Source organism: Paraburkholderia sp. BGA-UO-ETr-F12 (genome assembly GCF_059567945.1).
Genome location: NZ_JCAQOZ010000027.1, coordinates 198,487 through 219,312, shown reverse-complemented (window position 1 = coordinate 219,312; position 20,826 = coordinate 198,487). Strand labels below are relative to the sequence as shown.

Annotated in this window: 21 protein-coding genes; 9 read left to right on the top strand and 12 right to left on the bottom strand. The window is 60.2% G+C overall.

The window, feature by feature from the left end:
* Nucleotides 1–30 precede the first annotated feature (30 nt).
* A complete protein-coding gene (locus AC57B6_RS12005) occupies nucleotides 31–1,335 on the bottom strand; it encodes an adenylosuccinate synthase (protein WP_496421408.1) in 1,305 nt (434 codons plus the stop codon).
* A gap of 142 nt (nucleotides 1,336–1,477) precedes the next feature.
* On the opposite strand from AC57B6_RS12005, the gene gcvA reads away from it, so the two are divergent.
* Nucleotides 1,478–2,377, top strand: a complete 900-nt coding sequence (gene gcvA / locus AC57B6_RS12000; protein ID WP_028195773.1) for a transcriptional regulator GcvA — start codon at nucleotides 1,478–1,480, stop codon at nucleotides 2,375–2,377.
* 107 nt (nucleotides 2,378–2,484) lie between these two features.
* Here the strand turns inward: gcvA and AC57B6_RS11995 are convergent, their stop codons facing one another.
* Nucleotides 2,485–3,369, bottom strand: coding sequence for a LysR family transcriptional regulator (locus tag AC57B6_RS11995; protein ID WP_106355806.1), 885 nt, complete (start codon nucleotides 3,367–3,369; stop codon nucleotides 2,485–2,487).
* Between the two features lie 127 nt (nucleotides 3,370–3,496).
* Here AC57B6_RS11995 and argC point away from each other — a divergent pair, with 127 nt between their 5' ends.
* Nucleotides 3,497–4,432 carry an N-acetyl-gamma-glutamyl-phosphate reductase gene (gene argC / locus AC57B6_RS11990; protein ID WP_496421407.1) on the top strand — a complete coding sequence of 312 codons (936 nt, stop codon included), beginning with the start codon at nucleotides 3,497–3,499 and terminating at the stop codon, nucleotides 4,430–4,432.
* Nucleotides 4,433–4,797: 365 nt separating this feature from the next.
* On the opposite strand, the gene AC57B6_RS11985 is transcribed toward argC, so the two are convergent.
* Nucleotides 4,798–5,304: an NUDIX domain-containing protein gene (locus AC57B6_RS11985; protein ID WP_046573175.1), complete on the bottom strand. Its 507-nt coding sequence runs from the start codon at nucleotides 5,302–5,304 to the stop codon at nucleotides 4,798–4,800.
* Nucleotides 5,305–5,572: 268 nt separating this feature from the next.
* Between AC57B6_RS11985 and AC57B6_RS11980 the strand changes: the two genes are divergently transcribed.
* Entirely contained in the window at nucleotides 5,573–6,136 is a 564-nt protein-coding gene (locus tag AC57B6_RS11980; RefSeq protein WP_496421406.1) for an isochorismatase family protein, read from the top strand.
* 89 nt (nucleotides 6,137–6,225) lie between these two features.
* Here the strand turns inward: AC57B6_RS11980 and AC57B6_RS11975 are convergent, their stop codons facing one another.
* Both AC57B6_RS11975 and AC57B6_RS11970 read right to left on the bottom strand, forming a co-directional pair.
* Nucleotides 6,226–6,987, bottom strand: a complete 762-nt coding sequence (locus AC57B6_RS11975) for a glucose 1-dehydrogenase (protein WP_046572220.1) — start codon at nucleotides 6,985–6,987, stop codon at nucleotides 6,226–6,228.
* 78 nt (nucleotides 6,988–7,065) lie between these two features.
* Nucleotides 7,066–8,280: an MFS transporter gene (locus tag AC57B6_RS11970; protein ID WP_496421405.1), complete on the bottom strand. Its 1,215-nt coding sequence runs from the start codon at nucleotides 8,278–8,280 to the stop codon at nucleotides 7,066–7,068.
* A gap of 135 nt (nucleotides 8,281–8,415) precedes the next feature.
* Between AC57B6_RS11970 and AC57B6_RS11965 the strand changes: the two genes are divergently transcribed.
* The gene (locus AC57B6_RS11965) at nucleotides 8,416–9,417 is read left to right on the top strand and encodes a LysR substrate-binding domain-containing protein (RefSeq protein ID WP_496421404.1); all 1,002 of its coding nucleotides are present in this window, start codon (nucleotides 8,416–8,418) and stop codon (nucleotides 9,415–9,417) included.
* Nucleotides 9,418–9,445: 28 nt separating this feature from the next.
* Here AC57B6_RS11965 and AC57B6_RS11960 read toward each other — a convergent pair whose 3' ends face one another.
* Nucleotides 9,446–10,279: an oxidoreductase gene (locus AC57B6_RS11960; protein WP_496421403.1), complete on the bottom strand. Its 834-nt coding sequence runs from the start codon at nucleotides 10,277–10,279 to the stop codon at nucleotides 9,446–9,448.
* A 94-nt stretch (nucleotides 10,280–10,373) separates the two neighbouring features.
* Here AC57B6_RS11960 and AC57B6_RS11955 point away from each other — a divergent pair, with 94 nt between their 5' ends.
* Nucleotides 10,374–11,345: an AraC family transcriptional regulator gene (locus AC57B6_RS11955; RefSeq protein WP_496421402.1), complete on the top strand. Its 972-nt coding sequence runs from the start codon at nucleotides 10,374–10,376 to the stop codon at nucleotides 11,343–11,345.
* Nucleotides 11,346–11,615: 270 nt separating this feature from the next.
* Here AC57B6_RS11955 and AC57B6_RS11950 read toward each other — a convergent pair whose 3' ends face one another.
* From AC57B6_RS11950 to AC57B6_RS11935, 4 genes are all read right to left on the bottom strand, one after another.
* Nucleotides 11,616–12,986, bottom strand: a complete 1,371-nt coding sequence (locus tag AC57B6_RS11950; protein ID WP_496421401.1) for an MFS transporter — start codon at nucleotides 12,984–12,986, stop codon at nucleotides 11,616–11,618.
* A gap of 155 nt (nucleotides 12,987–13,141) precedes the next feature.
* A complete protein-coding gene (locus AC57B6_RS11945; RefSeq protein WP_216752468.1) occupies nucleotides 13,142–13,753 on the bottom strand; it encodes a pyridoxamine 5'-phosphate oxidase family protein in 612 nt (203 codons plus the stop codon).
* A 167-nt stretch (nucleotides 13,754–13,920) separates the two neighbouring features.
* Nucleotides 13,921–14,385 carry a RidA family protein gene (locus tag AC57B6_RS11940; RefSeq protein ID WP_496421400.1) on the bottom strand — a complete coding sequence of 155 codons (465 nt, stop codon included), beginning with the start codon at nucleotides 14,383–14,385 and terminating at the stop codon, nucleotides 13,921–13,923.
* 142 nt (nucleotides 14,386–14,527) lie between these two features.
* Complete coding sequence (locus AC57B6_RS11935; RefSeq protein WP_496421399.1) at nucleotides 14,528–15,313, bottom strand: AraC family transcriptional regulator; 786 nt, start codon at nucleotides 15,311–15,313, stop codon at nucleotides 14,528–14,530.
* 128 nt (nucleotides 15,314–15,441) lie between these two features.
* Here AC57B6_RS11935 and AC57B6_RS11930 point away from each other — a divergent pair, with 128 nt between their 5' ends.
* Nucleotides 15,442–16,296: an alpha/beta hydrolase gene (locus AC57B6_RS11930; RefSeq protein WP_028195787.1), complete on the top strand. Its 855-nt coding sequence runs from the start codon at nucleotides 15,442–15,444 to the stop codon at nucleotides 16,294–16,296.
* Between the two features lie 280 nt (nucleotides 16,297–16,576).
* Here AC57B6_RS11930 and AC57B6_RS11925 read toward each other — a convergent pair whose 3' ends face one another.
* Complete coding sequence (locus tag AC57B6_RS11925) at nucleotides 16,577–17,083, bottom strand: GNAT family N-acetyltransferase (protein ID WP_496421398.1); 507 nt, start codon at nucleotides 17,081–17,083, stop codon at nucleotides 16,577–16,579.
* Nucleotides 17,084–17,383: 300 nt separating this feature from the next.
* Between AC57B6_RS11925 and AC57B6_RS11920 the strand changes: the two genes are divergently transcribed.
* Together AC57B6_RS11920 and AC57B6_RS11915 are read left to right on the top strand one after the other, a co-directional pair.
* A complete protein-coding gene (locus AC57B6_RS11920; RefSeq protein ID WP_496421397.1) occupies nucleotides 17,384–17,917 on the top strand; it encodes a cysteine hydrolase family protein in 534 nt (177 codons plus the stop codon).
* A gap of 266 nt (nucleotides 17,918–18,183) precedes the next feature.
* Nucleotides 18,184–18,849: a glutathione S-transferase family protein gene (locus tag AC57B6_RS11915; RefSeq protein WP_496421396.1), complete on the top strand. Its 666-nt coding sequence runs from the start codon at nucleotides 18,184–18,186 to the stop codon at nucleotides 18,847–18,849.
* A 367-nt stretch (nucleotides 18,850–19,216) separates the two neighbouring features.
* Here AC57B6_RS11915 and AC57B6_RS11910 read toward each other — a convergent pair whose 3' ends face one another.
* Nucleotides 19,217–20,110 carry a LysR substrate-binding domain-containing protein gene (locus tag AC57B6_RS11910; RefSeq protein ID WP_496421395.1) on the bottom strand — a complete coding sequence of 298 codons (894 nt, stop codon included), beginning with the start codon at nucleotides 20,108–20,110 and terminating at the stop codon, nucleotides 19,217–19,219.
* Nucleotides 20,111–20,275: 165 nt separating this feature from the next.
* Here AC57B6_RS11910 and AC57B6_RS11905 point away from each other — a divergent pair, with 165 nt between their 5' ends.
* Nucleotides 20,276–20,815 carry a hypothetical protein gene (locus AC57B6_RS11905; protein ID WP_028195791.1) on the top strand — a complete coding sequence of 180 codons (540 nt, stop codon included), beginning with the start codon at nucleotides 20,276–20,278 and terminating at the stop codon, nucleotides 20,813–20,815.
* The last annotated feature ends 11 nt before the right edge of the window (nucleotides 20,816–20,826 follow it).

Sequence of the window (20,826 nt, the reverse complement as noted above, 5' to 3'; positions counted from 1 at the left end):
AAGCCGATCGAATTCGCTGGCGTGAGTCGATCAGATTGCCATGCCGTCCGTTTCCGCAAACGGAGATCGCAAGACAATCGCGTCGTCACGCTCAGGGCCCGTAGTGACCACTGACACCGGAATACCCACCTCCTGCTGAATCGCTTCAATCAGCGCCGCGGCCTGGCGCGGCAGATCGCCATAAGAGCGGATACCCCGGGTCGAACCGTCCCAACCCTCAAAACGCCTGAGAACCGGCTGCAGGCGTTGCTGCCCGGCGTTGGTGGACGGCATGTAGTCGATGCGCTTCCCGTCGAGTTCATAGCCTACGCACACGTAGATCGAATCGAAGCCATCGAGCACATCGAGCTTGGTCAGCGCCAGCAGGCTGATGCCGGCGACCTTGCAGCTGTGCCGCAGTTGCACTGTGTCCAGCCAACCGCAGCGACGCGGGCGGCCGGTGTTGACGCCATACTCGCCGCCGCGCTGCCGGAGCACCTCGCCGAGCGTTCCGTCGACTTCAGACGTGAACGGGCCTTCGCCAACACGCGTTGCATAGACCTTGCTGACGCCAAGCACCTGCCCAAGGTACGAGGGCGCGATGCCGGTGCCACTGGCCGCGCCAGCGGCGACAGTGCTCGACGACGTCACATACGGGTAGCTGCCCCAGTCCACGTCGAGCATCACGGCTTGCGAGCCCTCGAACAGCGTGCGCTTGCCCGAGGCATGCGCGTTGTCGAGTTGCTCCCAGACGCGTCCCACGAAGGGCAAGATTCTCGGCGCCATGGCAAGCAGATCGCTCAACATCGGGTCCCGCTGGAAAGGCTCCAGACCGAGGCCGCGGAACCACGCGTTATGGTGTTCAAGCAGTGCATCGAGCTTTTCGGCGAACAGTTCGGGTTCTGCGAGATCGCAAACGCGCAAGCCTCGGCGCCCAACCTTGTCTTCATATGCCGGACCGATACCGCGTAGCGTGGTGCCGATCGGCCTGGCGCGCAAGCGTTCCTGAGCGGCGTCGATCGCACGGTGGAGCGGCAGGACAAGCGTAGCCGTCTCGGCGATCTGCAACACCTCGGGCGTTACGCGAATGCCCAGCGCGGCCATGCGGTCGATCTCCGCAAGCAGCGCCTCCGGGTCAAGGGCAACACCGTTGCCGATCAGACCAGGCTTGCCGCGCACGATACCGCTGGGAAGCAGCGCCAGTTTGTACGTCTGACCGTCCACCACAAGCGTATGCCCGGCGTTGTGGCCACCGTTGTAGCGGGCAACGATGTCCGCCTTCTCGGCAAGCCAATCCACAATCCGGCCTTTCCCCTCATCGCCCCACTGCGCGCCAACCACAACAACATTCGACATACGGTAGTCTTCCTGGTGACTTAATTGAACAGATCGAGAGCCCGATCCGGTGCCAACCAGGTGAATATAGGGGACTACAGTGCTCACGAAAATGCATATAAACTCATCATGCTTGTCAGGAAAAATCACATAGAGATCGGCCATGCCACGTCGTCTGCCGCCATTAAACGCACTGCGCGTCTTCGAAGCCGCCGCCAGGCTCGAGAGCTTTTCAGCCGCCGCCGACGAGCTGTGCGTCACGCACGGGGCCGTTAGCCGGCAAGTAGCGCAATTGGAAACCTGGCTCGGACACAACCTGTTTGAACGCCGCGGCCGAAGGGTCGTACTGACCGCACCGGGGCGCACTTATCTGTCAGAGATATCGGCGGCGCTCGACCGCATCGCGCTGGCCACCAATGAACAGCTCCGGGTCACGCGGCAGCAGATCATCAGGGTGAATGCGCCGACTACTTTCGCGTTGCGATGGCTATTGCCGCAGCTTTCCAACTTCCAGTTGACCAATCCGTCGGTGGAAGTCCGGCTGACTACTTCGGCTGAACCGATCGAAAGGCTACGCGACGAATGCGATGTGGCGATTCGCGGCGGCGAGCAGAAACCGGCAGGGTACGTAGTTAGCGAATTCCTGTCGGAAGTCCGCTTGCCGGTGTGCTCACCCAAGGTGTTGGAGTCTCATCCGATACGCCATGTGTCGGACCTCGCGCATCACACCCTGCTGCACACGGCAACCTATCCGGGCCTTTGGGCCGAATGGCTCGCGGCGTGCGGCAACCCTCAGCTTGCCGCCCGTCATTCGCAGCAGCTGGATCACTTTTATTTGACCCTGCAGGCCGCTATTGACGGCTTAGGTATTGCGATGGGCCCGACCGCGCTTGTAGCGCTCGATGTCGAGGAGGGCCGTCTCGTGTTTCCGTTCGACGGGCCGGCCTTGCCTGCATGGCGCTACTGCAGCTACGTCCACAATGCACGCCTTGAGGACCCCGCCATCAATACCTTTCTGACATGGCTGCGCGAACTGGGGCAGCGTTTCTCACGCAATGCGTAGCGTAGACGCGTACGCGCAAGTCTCGACGCGACTGGGTTACCCGCCTCAACGTCATATCGTCCCAGCGACAACGAACCCAAGCGAACCGAAGCGGCAAATGGCAACGCCTACGCCAATCGCAGCCCCCACAACACATCCAGTACGTGTTGCGTGGAACGCTCAACGTGTCCCGCACGATGCGCAATGCCGAGCCGGCGCCACAACGCCGGGCGCAGCGGACGCATGACAATGCGCCTGTCGGGCAATGGCGTCGTAGCCTCGTGTGGCAACAGCGCTGCGCCGTAACCTGCCGCTACCAAACTCTTGATCGCGTCGTTGTAGTTGAGCTGAATGCGCGGCACAGGATGGTGCCCTCCGGTCGCGAACCACTCCGTGGTCAGACGCGAGAGGCGCGTGGTCGCGTCATTGAGGATGAGAGGCTGAGCGGCGAGCCATTCAGGCGTGACGCGGGCGGGACAGCGCCAATGGGCCGGCACAAAGGCCATTACAGGGTCGCGGCGCCAAGGCTTGATCACGAGCCCGGCCACCGGAGGCTGAGGCAGCGCGACCAGCCCAACATCCAGCGTGCCGTCCACTAATCGTGACAGCGTTTCATGCGACGTGAGCACCGCAATCTGAATGTCGATAGCAGGATGGTGCTGGCGCAGCACCTCAAGCGCTTGTGGCAACAGATGCGCGATCACACCGGTCGACGCACCGAGCCGCGCGCGCCCTTCGAGTCCCTCTACCTGCCGTTGAATATCGTCTAACGCCTGCTCCGCGTCCGCCAGCAGCCGACGCGCGCGCTCCACCAGCACCTCTCCTATCGCCGACGGCTTTACATGTCCGCGCTTGCGTGACAGGAGTGGAGCCCCAATGCGGTCTTCGAGTTCAGCGATGTGGAGGCTGACGGTTGGCGGCGCCAGATGCAATGCACGCGCCGCATCGGCAAATGAGCCATGGTCGGTAATGGCGACCAGGGTGCGCAAGCGGTCCAGACTGATCTCTCGCATGTCGGCGTCCAGATTCAGAAAAACTGAATGTCCACGTTATGAAATTCAACTTTCTCTATTCTAACCGTGCATGGAACATAGGGGCTCGCGCTACTTACTACAACCCAGTCACCGAAGGATTTCACGCATGAGCTCACCCGTTGTTTTCATCGACGGCGACCAAGGCACCACCGGGTTGCAAATCCACGAACGGCTGCGCAACCGGAACGATCTGAAACTGCTCACGCTTCCCGCCGCGGAACGCAAAGATCCGCGGCGTCGCGCAGAGGCCATCAACGCCTGCGACATCGCCATCCTCTGCTTGCCTGACGCCGCCGCACGCGAGGCGGTGGACGCCATCGTTAATCCCGCCGTGAGAGTCATCGACGCAAGTTCCGCCCACCGCACGCAGCCGGGCTGGACATACGGCTTTCCGGAAATGGCGGCGGGACAGGCTGAGCGCATTGCGAACGCACGCCGGGTGACCAATCCCGGTTGCTATCCGACCGGCGCAATTGGCTTGCTGCGTCCGCTGTTGCAGGCCGGGCTCATTCCTAGCAGCTACCCCGTCAGCATTCATGCGGTGTCCGGCTACTCCGGACGTGGGCGCGCCGGCGTGGAAGAGCACGAGGGGCACGATGCCGTCAACGCGTCTTCATACCTGGTGTATGGCCTGGAACTCGCGCACAAGCACACCCCGGAGATCCAGCAGCACGCCGGGCTCATGCAGCGCCCGATCTTCGTCCCTGCGTACGGTTCGTTCCGCCAGGGCATCGTGCTGACAGTGCCCCTGGATTTACGGCTGCTGGCCCCCGGCGTGGATGGCGCTACGTTACACGCGTGCCTTGCACGCCACTATGCCGAGGCGGCTCATGTACATGTCTTGCCGCTGCACGAATCGTGCGCCTTGAAGCAACTGGATCCGCAAGCGTTGAACGGTACTAACGATATGCGCCTAAGCGTGTTTCCTAACATGGAGCACGGGCACGTCCTGTTGTCCGCGGTTTTCGATAATCTCGGTAAAGGCGCATCCGGCGCAGCGGTTCAGAACCTGAACCTGATGCTCACGCAGCAATCTCGATGAGTTTGAATCCGCCGGTGTTGCCTGCGGTCCACTTGAATGATCAACGCTGAGCATGGCGCTGGCTCTGCTCTGATAAGGACTGTACATGCCCGGTCGCTATCGTACCTGGAACGGGTGTCCACGGCAGTGCGCATACGCTTAAAGCGATGCCCGCTCCAGAAACTTCCTGATCTCGAGAGAGTAGGCGCCAGGATGTGAGAACCGGAACATGTGGCCGGTGCGCGGCATGATGACTTCCTGCGAACCCTTTATGCCCTTCAGGAGAATTCCCGCGGCCTCTTCGCCGATCAGCCTGTCTTCCTCGGGAGTGAGGATCAGCGTGGGGACGTCGATCTTCTTCAGCAGCGCTGTATAGTCAGGCCCAACTAACGGCAGAGATCTTTGCGGAGATACGCCGCGACCGGCTCAGTCAGCGCGATGCCGTGCAATTCCTCCGGCGATGCCAGACGCGCGGCGACAATCTCACGATTATCGAGCCGCAGCTCGGGCATGCAATCGAGGTGCAGTTCAAAGAAGTGCACCTGGTCTCGTCTTCCGTCCCAGGAGCCGCAGACGGTGCCCGCGGGGCGCAATGGGTGCGACGGGTGCGACGGGTGCGACGGGAGACCAATCTCCTCCTCCATTTCGCGCTGCGCGGCAGCATCGGGTGTTTCACCGGGCCGGACACTGCCGCCGGGCAAATTCCATTCGGCCCGGTACGATGACTTCACCAGCAACAGCGCCCGCCCGACGTAGATCGCTACTAGCGCTCCCTCGTGGCGAGGCCGCCGGAGGTGCCACCACGCGCGAGCAAGCCGGAATCCGAGGCGAAGCACCACGCGCCAGACATAGTCGATAAGCGTAGCCGGCTGCACTCGCTCAGGGCTCGGCATGAGGTCTCTCCTTTCTTTCATGGTCAGAGATGGTCAGAGGTCTTCCGGCGCGCCGCCAAAGCGGCCGTTCACAATATGTCACCCGCCAGCGTCGGGCGAACGTTCAGCTATCATGCTCCGAGCTTCCGGTTGCAAACTATATAGTCTCCGCTGCCGGTGTTTCCAGATCAATCGCCGCCCGTCCTTCGCCACTCTCTTGCTTGAAGCCGTCGTCTTACCGGCAGCAGATCCGGCTAAGATACTTTCTTTTTCCGGAAGCTACCTGCTCATGACTACGTTAGCCGATCGCCCCAACACCGCGCTTGTCGTTATCGACCTTCAGAATGAAGTCGTCGCGAAAGCATATCGGCGTGATGAGGTGCTCGACACAGTCAACACGCTCATTGCGCGGGCGCGCAGCGCCAAGGTGCCGGTCGTCTGGATCCGTCACGCCGACGAAGGTCTGAAAGCCGGTAGCGAAGCGTGGCAGATCGTTGCCGAACTGGTTCCGGCAGCGGGGGAAGCGATCGTCGAGAAAAGTTATCGCGATGCGTTTGAAGCCACCGATCTCGAACAGGTGCTATCGAGCCTGAGCGTGGGCAAACTCATCGTGACGGGTGCACAGACGGACATGTGCGTCCGCTCGACACTGCATGGCGCAATCGTACGCGGCTATGACGCGCTTCTGGTCGGCGATGCCCATACGACTGAAGACCTGACACAATGGGGCGCGCCGCCGCCGGATGCCGTCATCAGGCACACCAATCTGTACTGGAGCAATCAGCGGGCACCGGGCCGCACTGGCGGGGTCATCGAGAGCAAAGACGTCGATTTCGCATCCGGTAGTTGCTAAGGGCGAGTGATGACGTCGTAGGTCGCGGGTGCGTTCACGCACAGTGTCCACGACAGCGTTTCGGGAAGTTCAGCGCCGCATCCTGTCGCTCACTTGCCGCCAGTGACATCGAGGAAGGTGCCGGTGATGAAGGACGCCTCGGCGCTTGCCAACCATAGAATCGCCTGCGCAACCTCTTCAGGTTGACCGCCTCGCCCCATCGGGATCGAGTCTTTGACGCGATCGACTCGTCCCGGCTCTCCGCCGCTAGCATGCATGTCGGTGTAGATATGCCCAGGGCGAATGCAGTTGACGCGTATGCCATCCCGCGCGACTTCCTTGGCGAAGCCGATGGTGAATGTCTCGAGCGCCCCCTTCGAGGCCGCATAGTCGACATATTCGTTTGGACTGCCAAGCCGTGCCGATGCCGACGAGATGTTGATCACCACGCCGCCGCGGCCATTGTAACGACGCGACATCCGCTTCACCGCCTGCTGTGCGCAGAGGATAGGGCCTATCGCGTTGACCGCGAAGACACGCTGCATCCGCTCGAATTCGAGATCCTCCAGCCGGGACTGCCGCGCAATTATCGCGGCGTTATTCACGAGCACATCGATCCGGCCGAACGTCTGGTCGATCGCGGCGAATAGCTGAGCGACCTGCTCGGGATCTGCGCTGTCTGCGCGCACCGGTAAAGCCCGGCGCCCGGCAGCTTCCACATCGGCCGCCACCGCAAGGGCAGCGGATTCGTCGGAGACGAAGCTTATCGCTACGTCGTAACCCTGTGCGGCAGCAAGCCGTGCAGTCGCCGCCCCTACGCCGCGGCTTCCACCCGTTATCAGAATCAACGGCGCCTGCGGAACAGTGTTCATCTGGTGAGTCTCCACGTGATGGTGAAAAAAATGCATCCTGGGCGAGCCGAATAACAGCGGAGTGCGTCGCTGGCGAGCTCACGTCGTGCGCAGACGAGGACGAAGGGCAAGCGCCAGGGGGAAGATGGTCAGCGCTGTGATCGCAGTCGCAATGGTGGCACCGTCTACGCCGATTCGATCGCCCAGAAAACCGTAAACAATCGGAGAAAGTGCCCCCGAAGCAATGGTACCCGTATAAAAGAGCGCAAACGCTCGCTCGGTACGCTCGACCGAAGTCAGTTCAGGCACCGTGCCATAAAGAACAGACGATGTGCCGTTGAGCATCACGCCAAGCAGTGGCAACAAGATCATGGCGGGCGCCAGTGGCAGGTAAATCACGGCAAGGATCAATGCTGCCGTGCCGCCTTCGGTTGCGAGCACAGTGCCGATCACCCCCACGCGCGCGCCGAGCCAGCCACAAACAAACTTGCCGGCGGCGCCACCGATGAAGACGAGTGCGAGCGCCGTGCCCATCATCGGTTGCGAGATGCCTTTCGTTTTCAGGAGGAATGGCAGGAAGGTCAACAACCCCATGCGCACGGCTGTGTCGAGTACGCCGATCGTGAACAGCAGTGAGAAGCCCGATCGCGAACCGTTGCTGTTCCGGCTCGACGTTTCCTCCAGAGAAGACTCGTCTCTCGGTATCGATGGGAGAAAAAGTGCAATCACGACTGCGACTAAAACGCCGATCGTCGACACGGCCCAAAGCGCATGGCGCCACGGCATGATGGTAATCAGAAGCGAGATAGCCGCGGGAAGCGCGGATTTGCCGAGGTCGCCTGAGAAATTGTAGATGCTGAGCGGCCCTCGAGCGTTGCGTCCATACGCGCGTGAGACCGCGCCTGAAGCCAGCGGATGTTGCGTGCTCGAGCCGCTTCCCGAGATGGCGAGCGCAACGCATAAGCCCAGCAGGCTTCCAGACAGGCCTGCGACGGCATAGCCCAGCGCGGCCAGAAAGGTGCCGAAAGCCAGCGTCGCGCGCGTGCCCAATGTGCGCGCGAGGCGTCCAGCGGGTAATTGCAGCGTCGCCATCGTGCCCGCATAGATGCCGCGCAACATGGCCAAGGCACCGAAACTGAGTCCAAAGTCCGCCTGCCAAACGGGAAGCAACGCGTAGATCATGTCGGTGTACCCGTCGTGCAGCGCGTGCGCCGTACACGAGAGCCACAATACGCGCGTGCGTGATACGGAGGTCGACTGACCGGGTCCGTCGGCTATGCCTGTCGTTGGGGAGGAGAAGGAGAAAAGTCTCATGGTTCAACTGAATCGCAGAAGCGCAGGCCTTGACGAAAGCTTGAGCATTTGTTGCGGGACACCCATAGTCTAGGTTCGTCAAGAACGCGCCACAACTGACGTAAAATTGAGTCAGCCGGGAGAAAAAGTCACCATATGGACACAGACAAACGAGCGGGGAAAGACGCGGAAAAGTTGCCTCCCTTAAATGCGTTGCGGCACTTTGAGGCGGTCGCCCGCCTGGGGAGTTTCGCGGCTGCGGCGAGCGACCTGCACGTCACGCACTGGGCGGTCGGCAAACAGATTCGCTTGCTGGAAGACTGGTTCGGCGTTCCGCTCTTTGAGCGCCGTTCACGCGGCGTCGTTCCTACTGACGAAGGCGCTGCTCTGCTCAACGACGTCAAAGGTGCATTTGCGCGCCTGGGCAGTTCGGTTACCCGGCTGCGTCAGGAATCCATTACGCGCCGTATCACCGGAGTGGTGCGCGTAAATGCGCTGGCAAGCTTCTCTTTATGCTGGCTAATACCGCGCCTGGCGGATTTCCGGGCTCGCTACCCAGACATTGATGTGCGGCTCTCCACAACCTCACGCAAGTTGCGCTATGTCGGCGGTGCATTTGACGTCGGCGTGCGGTCGGGACCCGAGGAGGCGACAGGCCTCGTGTCAACGACGCTGATGCCCGATTTGCGCCTGCCCGCCTGCAATCCAGCGGTGCTGCTAAGCCACCCGATCAGGACGGTCGCCGACCTGCGAAATCACACGCTCCTTCATTCCACGAGCACGCGCACTGCCTGGTCCGACTGGTTACGGGGGGCCGGTGCGCCAGGCCTGCAGGGTGCCCATCATCTCGACTTCGACCACGTTTTTCTCCAGCTGGGCGCAGCGGCCGAAGGCCTCGGCGTGACATTGGCGTCGCTGCCACTTATCGAGCGCGAGATCGCAACCGGGCGTCTCGTGTGCCCGATATCGGAGCCGGTGTTGCGCGGACCGGACTACACCTTGGTCGTGAATACCGATCGCGCGGACGATGACGCCGTCCTTGCATTCAAAGAATGGATCATGGCAACGGCGGCGCAAAATCCGGTAGAACCGGCTCGCAGTGAACCTGCACAAAAAACTCGCCGAGCCAAACCGCACACGACCCGATCGCAGCGCTAGTTGCGATTGCGCCCGACTCCAGCGGTCTTCAGCCATCGGTTGAGACCGTGACAGACTCCCAGTCGCGGATCTCATTTTCCAATGCGGACAACTTACCTCTCACGAGCCCGAGTGCATCGCTACCGAGTAAAAGATGCGTGGGTGGGCAATCCGCGGCGATTGCGGCGAGCATCGCGCGTGCCGCCTTTTGAGGATCGCCCAGTTGCTTGCCGCTCTTCTCCTCACGCGCTGTGCGAATGGGGTCGAAGATAGCGTCGTAATCCGCAATCGAACGGGGTGTTCGCGTCATCGAACGACCCGCCCAATCGGTGCGGAACGAGCCGGGTGCGACGGCTGTGACGGCGATGCCGAAAGGCTTGACCTCTTTGCCGAGCGCCTCGGAAATGCCCTCCAGCGCGAACTTGCTTCCGCAGTAGTACGTGATGCCCGGCATGGTGATGTAGCCGCCCATCGACGTGATATTCAGAATGTGGCCACGTCTGCGTTCGCGCATGAAGGGCAGCACGGCTTTCATCATGGCGACAGCGCCGAACACATTCACATCGAACTGTCTACGCATCTCGGACAAAGGCGATTCTTCCATGATGCCTTCGTGTCCGTAACCGGCGTTGTTGACCAGAACGTCAACCGGTCCGACGGTCGCCTCAATCTCCGCCACGATGCCGCCAACGGCGTCGAAGTCGGTCACGTCAAGTACACGTCCAAAAGCCGCGTTCGCAGACAGCGCCTCGAAATCATGCTTTGCCTGCGCACTTCTCACTGTACCGACGACTTTGTGTCCCGCCGCCAACGCCTCGGCTGCAAGCGCACGGCCGAAACCGCTGCTGACGCCAGTGATAAGTAGAGTTTTGCCGGATGCCATTGAAGCCTCTCCCGAATGTTGTCTGGAAAGTGCATACTAGTCTCAATGACGGGGCTGTCTAAGCCATATTTCGCTATTTTTCTTGCCTAAAACTATGAACGCAAAACGGGCCATCACGGATAATCCGGATCTTTCCGCGGCAACCCGGAAACGCATGGTTGCACTGCTCCTCGCGTTGGCGCCCGACGAGGGCTACAACCTCACGGCGCTGCCGGGCGTGCGCATCTTGCGGTCAAACCGACCTCTGGCACGCACACCGGTTCTCTACGATCCCGGTATCGTGATCGTTTGTCAGGGGCGCAAGCGGGGTTATTTCGGCAACCGGCTTTATCTCTACGACGAACGTCACTACCTGGCCGTAGCCGCGCCCGTTCCGTTCAGCATGGAAACCGAGGCCACCCGGCAGCGCCCGCTGCTTGCGCTGTACCTCCACCTCGATTTCACGTTGGCCGCCGAGCTGGCCGGGCAGATCGACCGTGAAGGCGTAGCGGAACACGTGCAGGCGCCTCAAAGCATGATGTCGACACCGATGGATGACGCGATGCAGGCGTCCGTGCTGCGTTTCCTTGAAGCGATGCATCGGCCGCTTGAAGCCGCTGTATTGGGCCCTGGCCTGCTACGCGAACTTTATTTCCGTGTGCTCACCGGAAAGCAGGGAAGCTCGATGCGCGAAGCTTTGGCGATGCGAGGCCAGTTCGGCCGGATAGGCAGATCGCTACGCCTCATCCACGCCGGCTACGCGCAGCCGCTGGACGTGACGCAGTTGGCAGGAGAAGCGGGAATGAGCGTTCCGAGCTTCCATAGCCACTTCAAGGCAATCACACACGTTTCTCCGATGCAGTACGTGAAGTCAACCCGCTTGCATCAGGCTCGCCTGTTGATGATCCGCGAGGAGTTGACTGCAGACGCCGCGAGCCACGCGGTAGGTTACACGAGCGCATCCCAGTTCAACCGGGAGTTCAAGCGGCTTTTTGGCTTGACGCCGGCGGCGGAGACGAAGCGTATGCGCGAGAGCTTCGCCATTCCGGCAGCGTTCGACGATGCGACGTACGTTTCATCACACTGAGCGTGACACGCTTTGCTCCCGGGGGTAGCACCGACAGTTGACGAGCGATAGTTTCGACGACCTGCTCAACCGAAACGTTAGCTGTGTCGACCACCAGATGCTCGGATTCCCACCCATCATATTGGCGTTCAAGCACGCTCCGCCATGTCGGCAGCGTGTGACCAGGGATATCTGCCCGTCGTCCCTCGACCCTAAGACGGTGCGCCGTCGCATCGGAACAGATCAGTTCGCTCTCGAAGATGCGGACACCGGCTTCGAGAGCCAAGTTTGCTAACCGGACACGTTCTCCAGCGTGCTGCCGCGAGTTTCAATCCCAAAGCGCGTCACCACGAGCGCCGCCACCAGAAAACAGAGGGCACCGAAAACGAATACACCATCATTCTTCCAGACTGGAAGGGTCAGGCCGACCACCGTCGGTCCAATCAGCGCACCAAGCCGTCCAATGAATGAGGCGAAGCCGCACCCCGAAGCCCTCGCTCTCGACGGGTACAACTCGGGCGTGTAGGTGTAGAGCACGGCCCACATGCCAAACGTGAAGAATTGCATCAGTGCGCCGACTGCGATCAGCGCAGACGGGCTCGGACTGAGATGCGCAATGCGGCCAAATGCGAAGATCATCACCGCGGCGCCCACCAGCGTGATGACGCATGTCGGTTTGCGTCCCCATCGCTCGACCGCCCAGGCGGCCCATAGAAAGCCGGGCACGCCGCCTAGCGATACATAGACGGTGAACAGAACCGACTTCGTCACGGCGAGTCCCGATTGTTGAAGGAGCGCGCCCAGCCAGGTGTTCAATCCATAGAATCCAAGAAGTGAAAAGAACCACAACGAACCGACCGTCAGCGTTCTGCTCCGATAAGCCTTCGACCACAACACCTTGAGGCCCTGCTCGCTACGCAACTCGATAGCGACCGGATTAGTCGCCGGCAAACTTTTCAATTGCAGGCGCGACATCACCGATTGCTCGATTCGCGCGACGATTTCCGCCGCCTCCACGTGACGCCCTCGCGATTCAAGCCAGCGCGGCGATTCGGGAACATAGCGGCGGACCACGAACAGAAAGACCGCCGGCATCGATTCGATCAGGAACAAGGTTCTCCAGCCGTGCGCGCCCAGTACATAGTATGAAAGCAGTCCGGCACAGACAAACGCCAGCGGCCAGTTTCCATCCATCATTGCGAGGTAGCGGCCCCGCGACTTTGCCGGAATGAATTCCGACAGCATGGTCTGCGCGAGCGGGAGCTCCATCCCCATTCCAATGCCGAGAACCAGCCGGAAGATACCCAATGAGGTCGCATGCGTAGCGGTCGAGCACAGATAGCTGCCCACGCCCCACACGATCATGCTGATCTGAAACACCGGCTTGCGGCCGAACCGGTCGGCGGCGGCTCCTGAACACAATGCGCCCAGCGCCATCCCGGCGAAGCTGGCGCTACCCAGCATTCCAGCCTGCGCGCTGCTCAGGCCAAACTCGCTCTTGATGGAGCCGAGAACAAAGGTCATCGTGGCGAGGTCGACGTTGTCGAAGAAAAATGCCAGCGCGATGACTACGAACAGCATGCGGTGGTAGCCGCAAACAGGTAACCGTTCCAACCGGCTGGCCGCGTTGCCGCCCGCCACTTCCATCCCTGTCATCTTCATGCGTGCCTCCTGTTCTCATGGGTCGAATCGAAAAGTACGGACACCGCATCGAACGGTGCCTGCAAATCACTATCGGACTCCAAAAGAACAGCGGCTCACGTGAAGATGCCGTCGGGTATCGCGTCTACGCCAACTTGGGAACGGCTGCGGCCGGCTTACTTGAAGCGGTTCTTGTCGAACGCGTCTGCCGGCAAGCCGGACAGGGCCGCGCCCGCGGCAAACGGGTACCGGACATAGGGGGCCTCAGGTTGACCAGGCGGAGAATATTGACCGTCCGCGAGAATGCGTTTCTTGGCCGTCATCTCGTCGATCACGCATCGCATCGCGATGATCTGATTGGCCGCGCCGTCCTCGATCGGCGTGTAGTCTTTCTCCGGTCGAAATTTGTCGAGCGCCTGGTTCTGGTGCGCGATCACGTCATTCGTCAGATGCGTGATTTGTGCCCGGCAGCGAGCGATCACACTGTAGTACTCGAGACTGGTGTTTTGCCCTTTGGGCGCTTTAAGCAGCGCCACCGGTCGATCGATTTCAATAATCAGATGCGGGTTGGCATGGATCGCCGCAGCAAATTTTCCGAATCGCGAGCAGTGAATCAGGAACGCATCGCCGACGAACGTAAAGCTTTGCGCCGTGATGTACGGATACGGCGAGTCGTGAACCGCGGCGCGGCAGATCAGTTCGTCTTTCAGAAATTTTTCGATGGCGGGCCAGTCAGTCCACGCGAGATCGGTCCGGCGCATGTCGGCGCACAAGTAGGTGGGAGTCATATCGGCGTAAAAGTGAAGGAGTGAATTGAATGTTGTCGGCGCGACCCGGGCCAACCTCGGCGCCGACTCGAGACACGACGGTCATCTTCGGCTGACAGGATGGCGCGCGACTGCATCGCGGTGCGCGCTCCCCTGCGCATACGGGCAGTCCGCCCGTCGCGCCCAGTTCATCCCGCCAGTGCAAACGTCGCTTCGACTTCCGCCGGCGCATTGAGGGGCAAGCTTGCCACGCCTATCGCGATTCTTGCGTGCGAGCCTCGCTCACCGAAAATCTGGGTGACAAGCTCGGACGCCGCATTGATAACGGCAGGGGCATCGGCGAAACCGTCCGACGTCGCGACAAACCCGCCGAGTCGCAATACCTTCCTGATCAGGTTCAGATCGCCTTCCGTAGCATGGTGTGCCCACGCCAGGATGTTGACCACGCAAAGTCGCGCCGCACTCTGAGCATCTGCGACCGACACCACGTCAGGCACTTTGCCGGTAAACAGTGCCTTTCCGTCCCGCACCGGCAATTGTCCTGAAACGATCAGTTGATTATCTAAAAGAACGTAGGGACGGAATGCAGCGGCGGGAATAGCGGGTGTCGGAAGCGTTATTCCCGCTTCGCGAATGCGATCGTAAATTGTCATTACAGCTCCTGTGTTTGCCGCCCACGCGGCCTTCACGATCACTATGAACAATTAGCGCACAGCGGACGCTCGCGATAGCGCCACGATTCGTCGCGTTGACGCCATTCTGGCGATCAATAAAAGGCGGGATACGCGACACGCCTCAGTCTGCGTCAGTACGCCGGAAATACTCCGTGGGGCTGCTTCCCAACGCTTTGCGGAACATCGCGCTGAACGCGCTAGGACTGTCGTAGCCGAGATCCGTGGCGATTTCGGTGACAGGGCGGTCGTTAGCGAGCATCTGCACGGCCGCGAGCAAACGGGCCTGCTGCCTCCAGCGCGTGAACGTCATGCCGGTTTCTTCGGGGAACAGTCTAATGATCGTGCGTTCACTCGCACCAACCACCTTGCTCCAGGAGGTAACGGACGTCTCCTCGGCCGGATTCGCGACGATCCAGCGGCAAATACGCGCGATGCGTGCATCGTTCGGCATCGGCAGATGCAGCGGCTCGATCTGCAGCGGTTTGATCTCCTGAAACAGCAGCTCGACCACGAGGCCATCGCGCCCGTGTTCGTCGTAGTCAACCGGCATCTTGACGACAGACGCGATCAACTCGCGCAGCAGCGGCGATATGGAAACCACGCAACATGCGGTCGAGGCGAGCGGCGTGTGTTCCGGATCGAAGTAGAGCGTGCGCATTTCAATGCGCCCGATTGCCTGCATGCAATGGCGTACCCGAGGCGGCACCCACACGGCGCGCAGCGGCGGCACGACCCACGAACCGCCTTCAGCAGTGACGAGAATCGACCCCGCGGACGCGTAGATCAGCTGGCCGCGCCGATGTTCGTGATAGTCGATGAAGAACCGGTCGGGTAGATCGCGGGCCATTCCGCCGACTCGCTGCTGGATGAGTTGGTAGTCGTCCCGGTTTTCGCTCTTGCCGAACATGGCGTGTCCTCAATCAATGTTGTCACTTGCGCGCGAGCGTGCCAGCCCGCAGCACCTGTAATTTACGGAGTGACGCGGACGCCCGAATGTTCGCTTACTCCTTCAACGCACTTTCAATGAGGTACAGGATGCCGGTTTACCGTTCGTTTAATCAAGAGGCTTTGGATCAACAATACAATGTTCGCGCCGGAATCCCCGACCATCTGGAGATATTCGCCCGCTGGTCGCAGACGAGCGCCCAGTTTCGTCGCGACCACACGGTGAACGAAAATGTGCGCTATGGCGCGGACGAAAAACAAACGCTCGATTTCTTCCCCGCGAAGGACAAGGGGCGTCCGGTCCTCATCTTCATCCACGGCGGCTACTGGCAATCGCTCGATAAATCCGACTTCAGCACGGTGGCGCTTCCCTATCTGGAAGCGAACATCAACGTGGCGGTCGTGAACTATCGACTCGCACCCTCAGTGCGAATGGGGGACATCGTCCTGGACAACATCCAGGCGATTGCTCATCTTTATCGAAATGCACAGGCACTCGGCCTCGACCGCGACGCAATCTACGTGTCCGGAAGCTCGGCGGGCGGCCACTTGACTGCGATTCTGGCCGGCACCGACTGGACGAAGCATGATCTTCCCGCAAACGTTGTGAAGGGTGCTTGCGCAATCAGCGGTCTTTACGATCTGGAACCGATCCGGCTGTGCTATCTCAACAACGCCGTCAAACTCGATGAGCGGGAGGTGGCTGATTTCAGCCCCAAGTTCCATCTGCCCTCGACAGTTCTGCCGTTCATCCTGACCGTCGGCGGCGATGAGTCCGATGAGTTCCACAGGTTGCAGGCGGAATACCAGACGCTCCTGAATAACCATGGTCTCGACGTGCGGATCGTACGTCAACGGGACGGGCACCATTTCGATGCCGTCGACAGGCTTGGAGAGGTGGGCGGAGCGTTGTCGCAGGCCGTCATCGATATGATGCGTGCCTGATCTGGAGAATCTTGCACGGGCGAGTCGGCCGTTAATATCGGGCCTCCAGCTTCGGAGGCCCCCTCATGCAATCGCCGCCCAAACTTCGGCTCGACCGCCAGTACGTAACGCTACCCGGCGGTGTGCGAGCAAAGCTGATCGCGGTACTTCAGTTTTCAAACCCCAACCGTGTCTACGATGCCCCCCAACATTGCGTGTGTTCCGGGGGTACGGCGATTCGCGGTCTGGCAGGCATTTTCGCCCCGTTGTCGCCAATAGCGTCCCGCACAACCAGTGAAAGTTAGTCAGCCGATTTCTCGTATAGCGACCAGACGTAGCCATCGGGTTCGGGCTCCGGGTACAGGCCTACGCGGATAAAACCAAGCGACTCGTAGTAGGCGCATAGTTTCTCGTTGTGGACGGCGCAGTCGAGTCGAACAAAACGCCGGTTCAGGCCGCTCACCTTGTTAGCGCACCAATCAAGCATAAAACTCCCGAGTCCACGTCCGTTAAAGCCTTTCCGCACAGAAAGGCCATGCACATAACCAGCGATCGGTTCTTGAGGTCCCCAGTGTCTTTCATCGTCCAGATCGAACGAGAACGTTCCAGCCGGCGTACCATCCAGTTCAACGACATACACTTCTTTCTGCGAGACGTTGTTTCGCACCCACTGCTCGGAAAATCCGTCTCCCTCCTTGCCCCACGCATAGTCGCTATGAGCCACCTTCTTTGCATGCGCATCGTTCCGGATCTGTGTAAGAACGGCCACGTCCTCTGCGGTCGCTCTGCGGATGCTTTTCGAGGTCATCGTTCATATCTCCGTTGAAGAGTCTCCGTGAAGACAAAACCGCTCATTTCTATTCACGGGCCAGGTTGTTGGAGGAGAAAGGTGCGCAGGATACATCCATCCCGCGCGCTCATGGGATGTTGACGATCCAGGCGCCTTAGTCAAGTGTCTCGTCCTCGCCGCATCAAACCGGGCAACTTCCGCGAGTGCGAACTTGCGGCCGACTTGCGATAAAGTCCTGAATCGAATCGCTTCGCGACAACGTCCGCTTACGCAGGGAAAAAAATGACTGCCTTGCCACGCCCGGCCGGCGCCGTGCTTATGCTCGTGGATCTTCAGAAAGCCATCGACCACCCAAGCTGGGGACGCAGAAACAACCCGCTTGCCGAGCTTCAGATTGCACGTTTGCTCGACCACTGGCGGCGGCGTGGCTGGCCGGTATGGCACATTCGGCACGACTCGACCGAACCCGGCTCGCATTATCGACCGGGCCAAAGCGGACACGACTTCAAACCGGAGGCCGCACCTGTCGCCGGCGAGCCGGTCATTCCGAAACGGACCAACAATGCGTTCATAGGTACGAATCTGGAAGCCCAACTTCGCGCACAAGGCCATCACACACTGGTGATAGCCGGCGTCATCACCAATAACTCTGTCGAAGCGACGGTCCGTATGGCCGGCAACCTGGGCTTCGCAACCTACCTCGTAGCCGATTGCTGTTTCACGTTTGATCGAAAGGACTGGAACGGCAACCTGCGAAGCGCGGAAGACGTGCACGCAATGTCGCTTGCCAATCTGGACGTAGAGTATTGCAGCGTCATCACCGCTGAGACCTTGCTGGATACTGACAAGTGAGCTGACCCGCTGCGGATAGTGCCGGGGAATTCCGACAGATTATGGCCCGCATGCATACGATCCGAATTCGTACCTGGGGCTTTCAACAGAATGGCGAAGACCGGTCTCGTGCCCGGATGATGTCGTTCTGGACACCGATTGACCCAATCCCTGAGAAAAAATTAGTTCGAGGATGTCGATTTAGCCCTATCGCGAACGTCTGATAGATAAGCGCCGGAGTGACGTCTCCGGCACTCGACGAGACATCCAGCAAAGGAGAAATCACCATGCCCCCGCCACTGATCCCCGTTATCACCGTCTTTGAACGATCGCCCGATCGCGGCAAGGGACTGGCGCGTGACATGCGGGTTCGCTGGGCGCTTGAAGAAGCCGGCCAAGCTTACGAGGTTCGCCTTGTTTCTTTCAGCGCAATGAAGGAACCCGCGCATCGAGCACTTCATCCCTTTGGGCAGATCCCGACCTATGAAGAAGGCGCGCTGACCCTGTTCGAATCGGGAGCCATCGTGTTCCATATCGCAGAGCACCATACAGGCCTGCTACCTGACGATGCGAATGCCCGCGCACGCGCGATCACATGGATGTTTGCGGCGCTCAACACGGTCGAGCCGCCGATCCTCGATCTCCAGACCACCAGGTTTCAGGAGGCGGACAAGGCCTGGTACGAGCAGCGCCTGCCTATCGTCGAAGATCGCATCCGTGACCGGTTGCGTGAGCTTTCCGATCGCCTTGGCAACGCCGACTGGCTCGATGGTGCGTTCAGCGCGGGCGACCTGATGATGGTGTCGGTGCTGCTCAGGCTGAAAGCATCGGGTTTGCTGGGCGAATACCCGAACCTCTCCGCCTATGTCGCCCGCGGCGAAGCGCGGCCCGCCTACAAACGCGCTTTCGACGCTCAATTGGCGGTTTTCACTGGCAAGCCGCCGACCGGCTGATGAAGATAAGCGCTGGCTCGAACTGGGCCGCTCGTCATCACGCTGAGTCCGGCCAAAACCGTGTGAAAATACAAAGTAACCGGTTTTCGGGTGTCGCTTCACCCTTCCCTAGTTGCTGCCAGGCCAATACGGCGCGTCAAGAGCATAACCGAGGGGCGTTTCACGATGCCTGACCAAAGCGGTAGTCAAGCTGTCACGAGGTCTCACCGGGCCGGTAGCCAATCTGCATTGGGTCAAGTCGCGGCGTTGAGGCGGACACTGCTCTTTCGGCCCCGGTCACAACCTCAGGGCAGGTAAGCAGAATCGTCGACCATCGCGAGGAAAACGGCGGAGGCCAGGCTGGTTTTGATGAGCGTCAGGCCCTGCTTTAAGCCATTAAACCCCGGGCTTCCTGAAGCATCCATTTCGCAAATGCCTGCAGTGGCGCTTCACTCAACTCGATCGGCTCAGGAAGAACGAGGCAGAAGTTTTTGGCAATCGCTTTGCCGTCCGGCCAGGGCGCAACCAAACGGCCTTGTTCAAGTTCTGCCCCCACGTAAAGACGCGGCACCAACGCAACCCCCAGGCCGGCTAGCGCCGCCTCGATCAACATGGAATGGAGATCGTACCGTGCGCCGACCGCCGAATTGGTCAGCACGATGCCGGCCTCCTGTGCGTATAGCTGCCCTGCGTCCGGGTTCTGACGCCGGTGAAGGCGTGGCAGTTCATCGAGCGAAAGGTTCGCACCGGCGCTTGCGAGCAGCGCCGGACTACAGACCGGCACTAGCACCTCCTCCAGCAGCCGATGCAAATGCATACCCGCCCACGCCGGATGCTCAAAATGGATCGCTGCGTCGAAACCGCTACCGGCAAGAATGAAGGGGTCCATACGCTCGGCAATGTGCACGGTAATGTGCGGATGCCGATCTTGAAAGCGTTTCAGTCGAGGGATCAACCAACGAGTGGCAAAGGTCGGAATCGCGGCAATATCAATGCTCGCGCCCTCGATGGGCTGTCCCATCAGATACAGGCTGTCCCGTTCCAGCCGATCCAGAATCTCGCGAACCTGCGCCGCGTATCGCGTGCCGTTGGGCGCAAGCCGTACCCGGTTTCCAACGCGCTCGAACAGCGCGACGCCCAAAAATGCCTCCAGTCGACCGATCTGACGACTAACGGCGCCCTCAGTCAGCGCTAACTCCTCGGCCGCGCGAGCGAAGCTGCCGTGTCGAGCCGCGGCCTCAAAAGCCATGAGCGCGGAATTGCTTGGAATCTTACGTCGCATTGGGGTCTCGCCGGTTGATATACGCCGACGCCAGCTTGAGCAAATGTCACTGAAGGCTGACTATATATCGATATGTGTGCGGGAAATCACAGATTAGCATTACGTTAATGCAATGAACATGGATCGTTCGCTGCAACATGCTCCCCCGTCACGAAGGATAGTCTGATGATCTACACCGTGGAATGCAGCTTCGCCGATCCCAACAGCGAAGCGGAATGGAACGACTTCTACAGCCTTGAAAAACTGCCCGCCCTCATCTCGGTCACGGGCTTCCACACGTCGCAGCGCTTCAAGTCACTAAGCGATGGCTGCCCGCTCTACCTCGCCATCCACACGATTGACAGTCTCGACGTCCTGACGGGAGAGGAATATCGCCAGAAAGGCGGCGGCAATTTTGCAAGGTGGCAGCAACACATCACCGACTGGCACCGAAATCTCTACAGCGATATCGGCATTGCGCCGGCAGTCAATGCCGATGAACTCCTGGTGCTTTGCGCAAGCGGCCCCGAACCTCTGATCCAGATGGGCCTCACACCGTTGGCGATGCAAGCAGTCGCGCTGGAGAAGTTTCCGGACCGCCGCTGGCTCGCAAAACTGCCCCGGCGAAACGCTCAGCTTGTCGAGAGCATGTCGGCAGGCATTCATCTTTATTCGCCGATGACAGCACAACTGACGCGTTCCCACGCCGTTTCGGTCGAACAGTAAAAGCAGGTCCG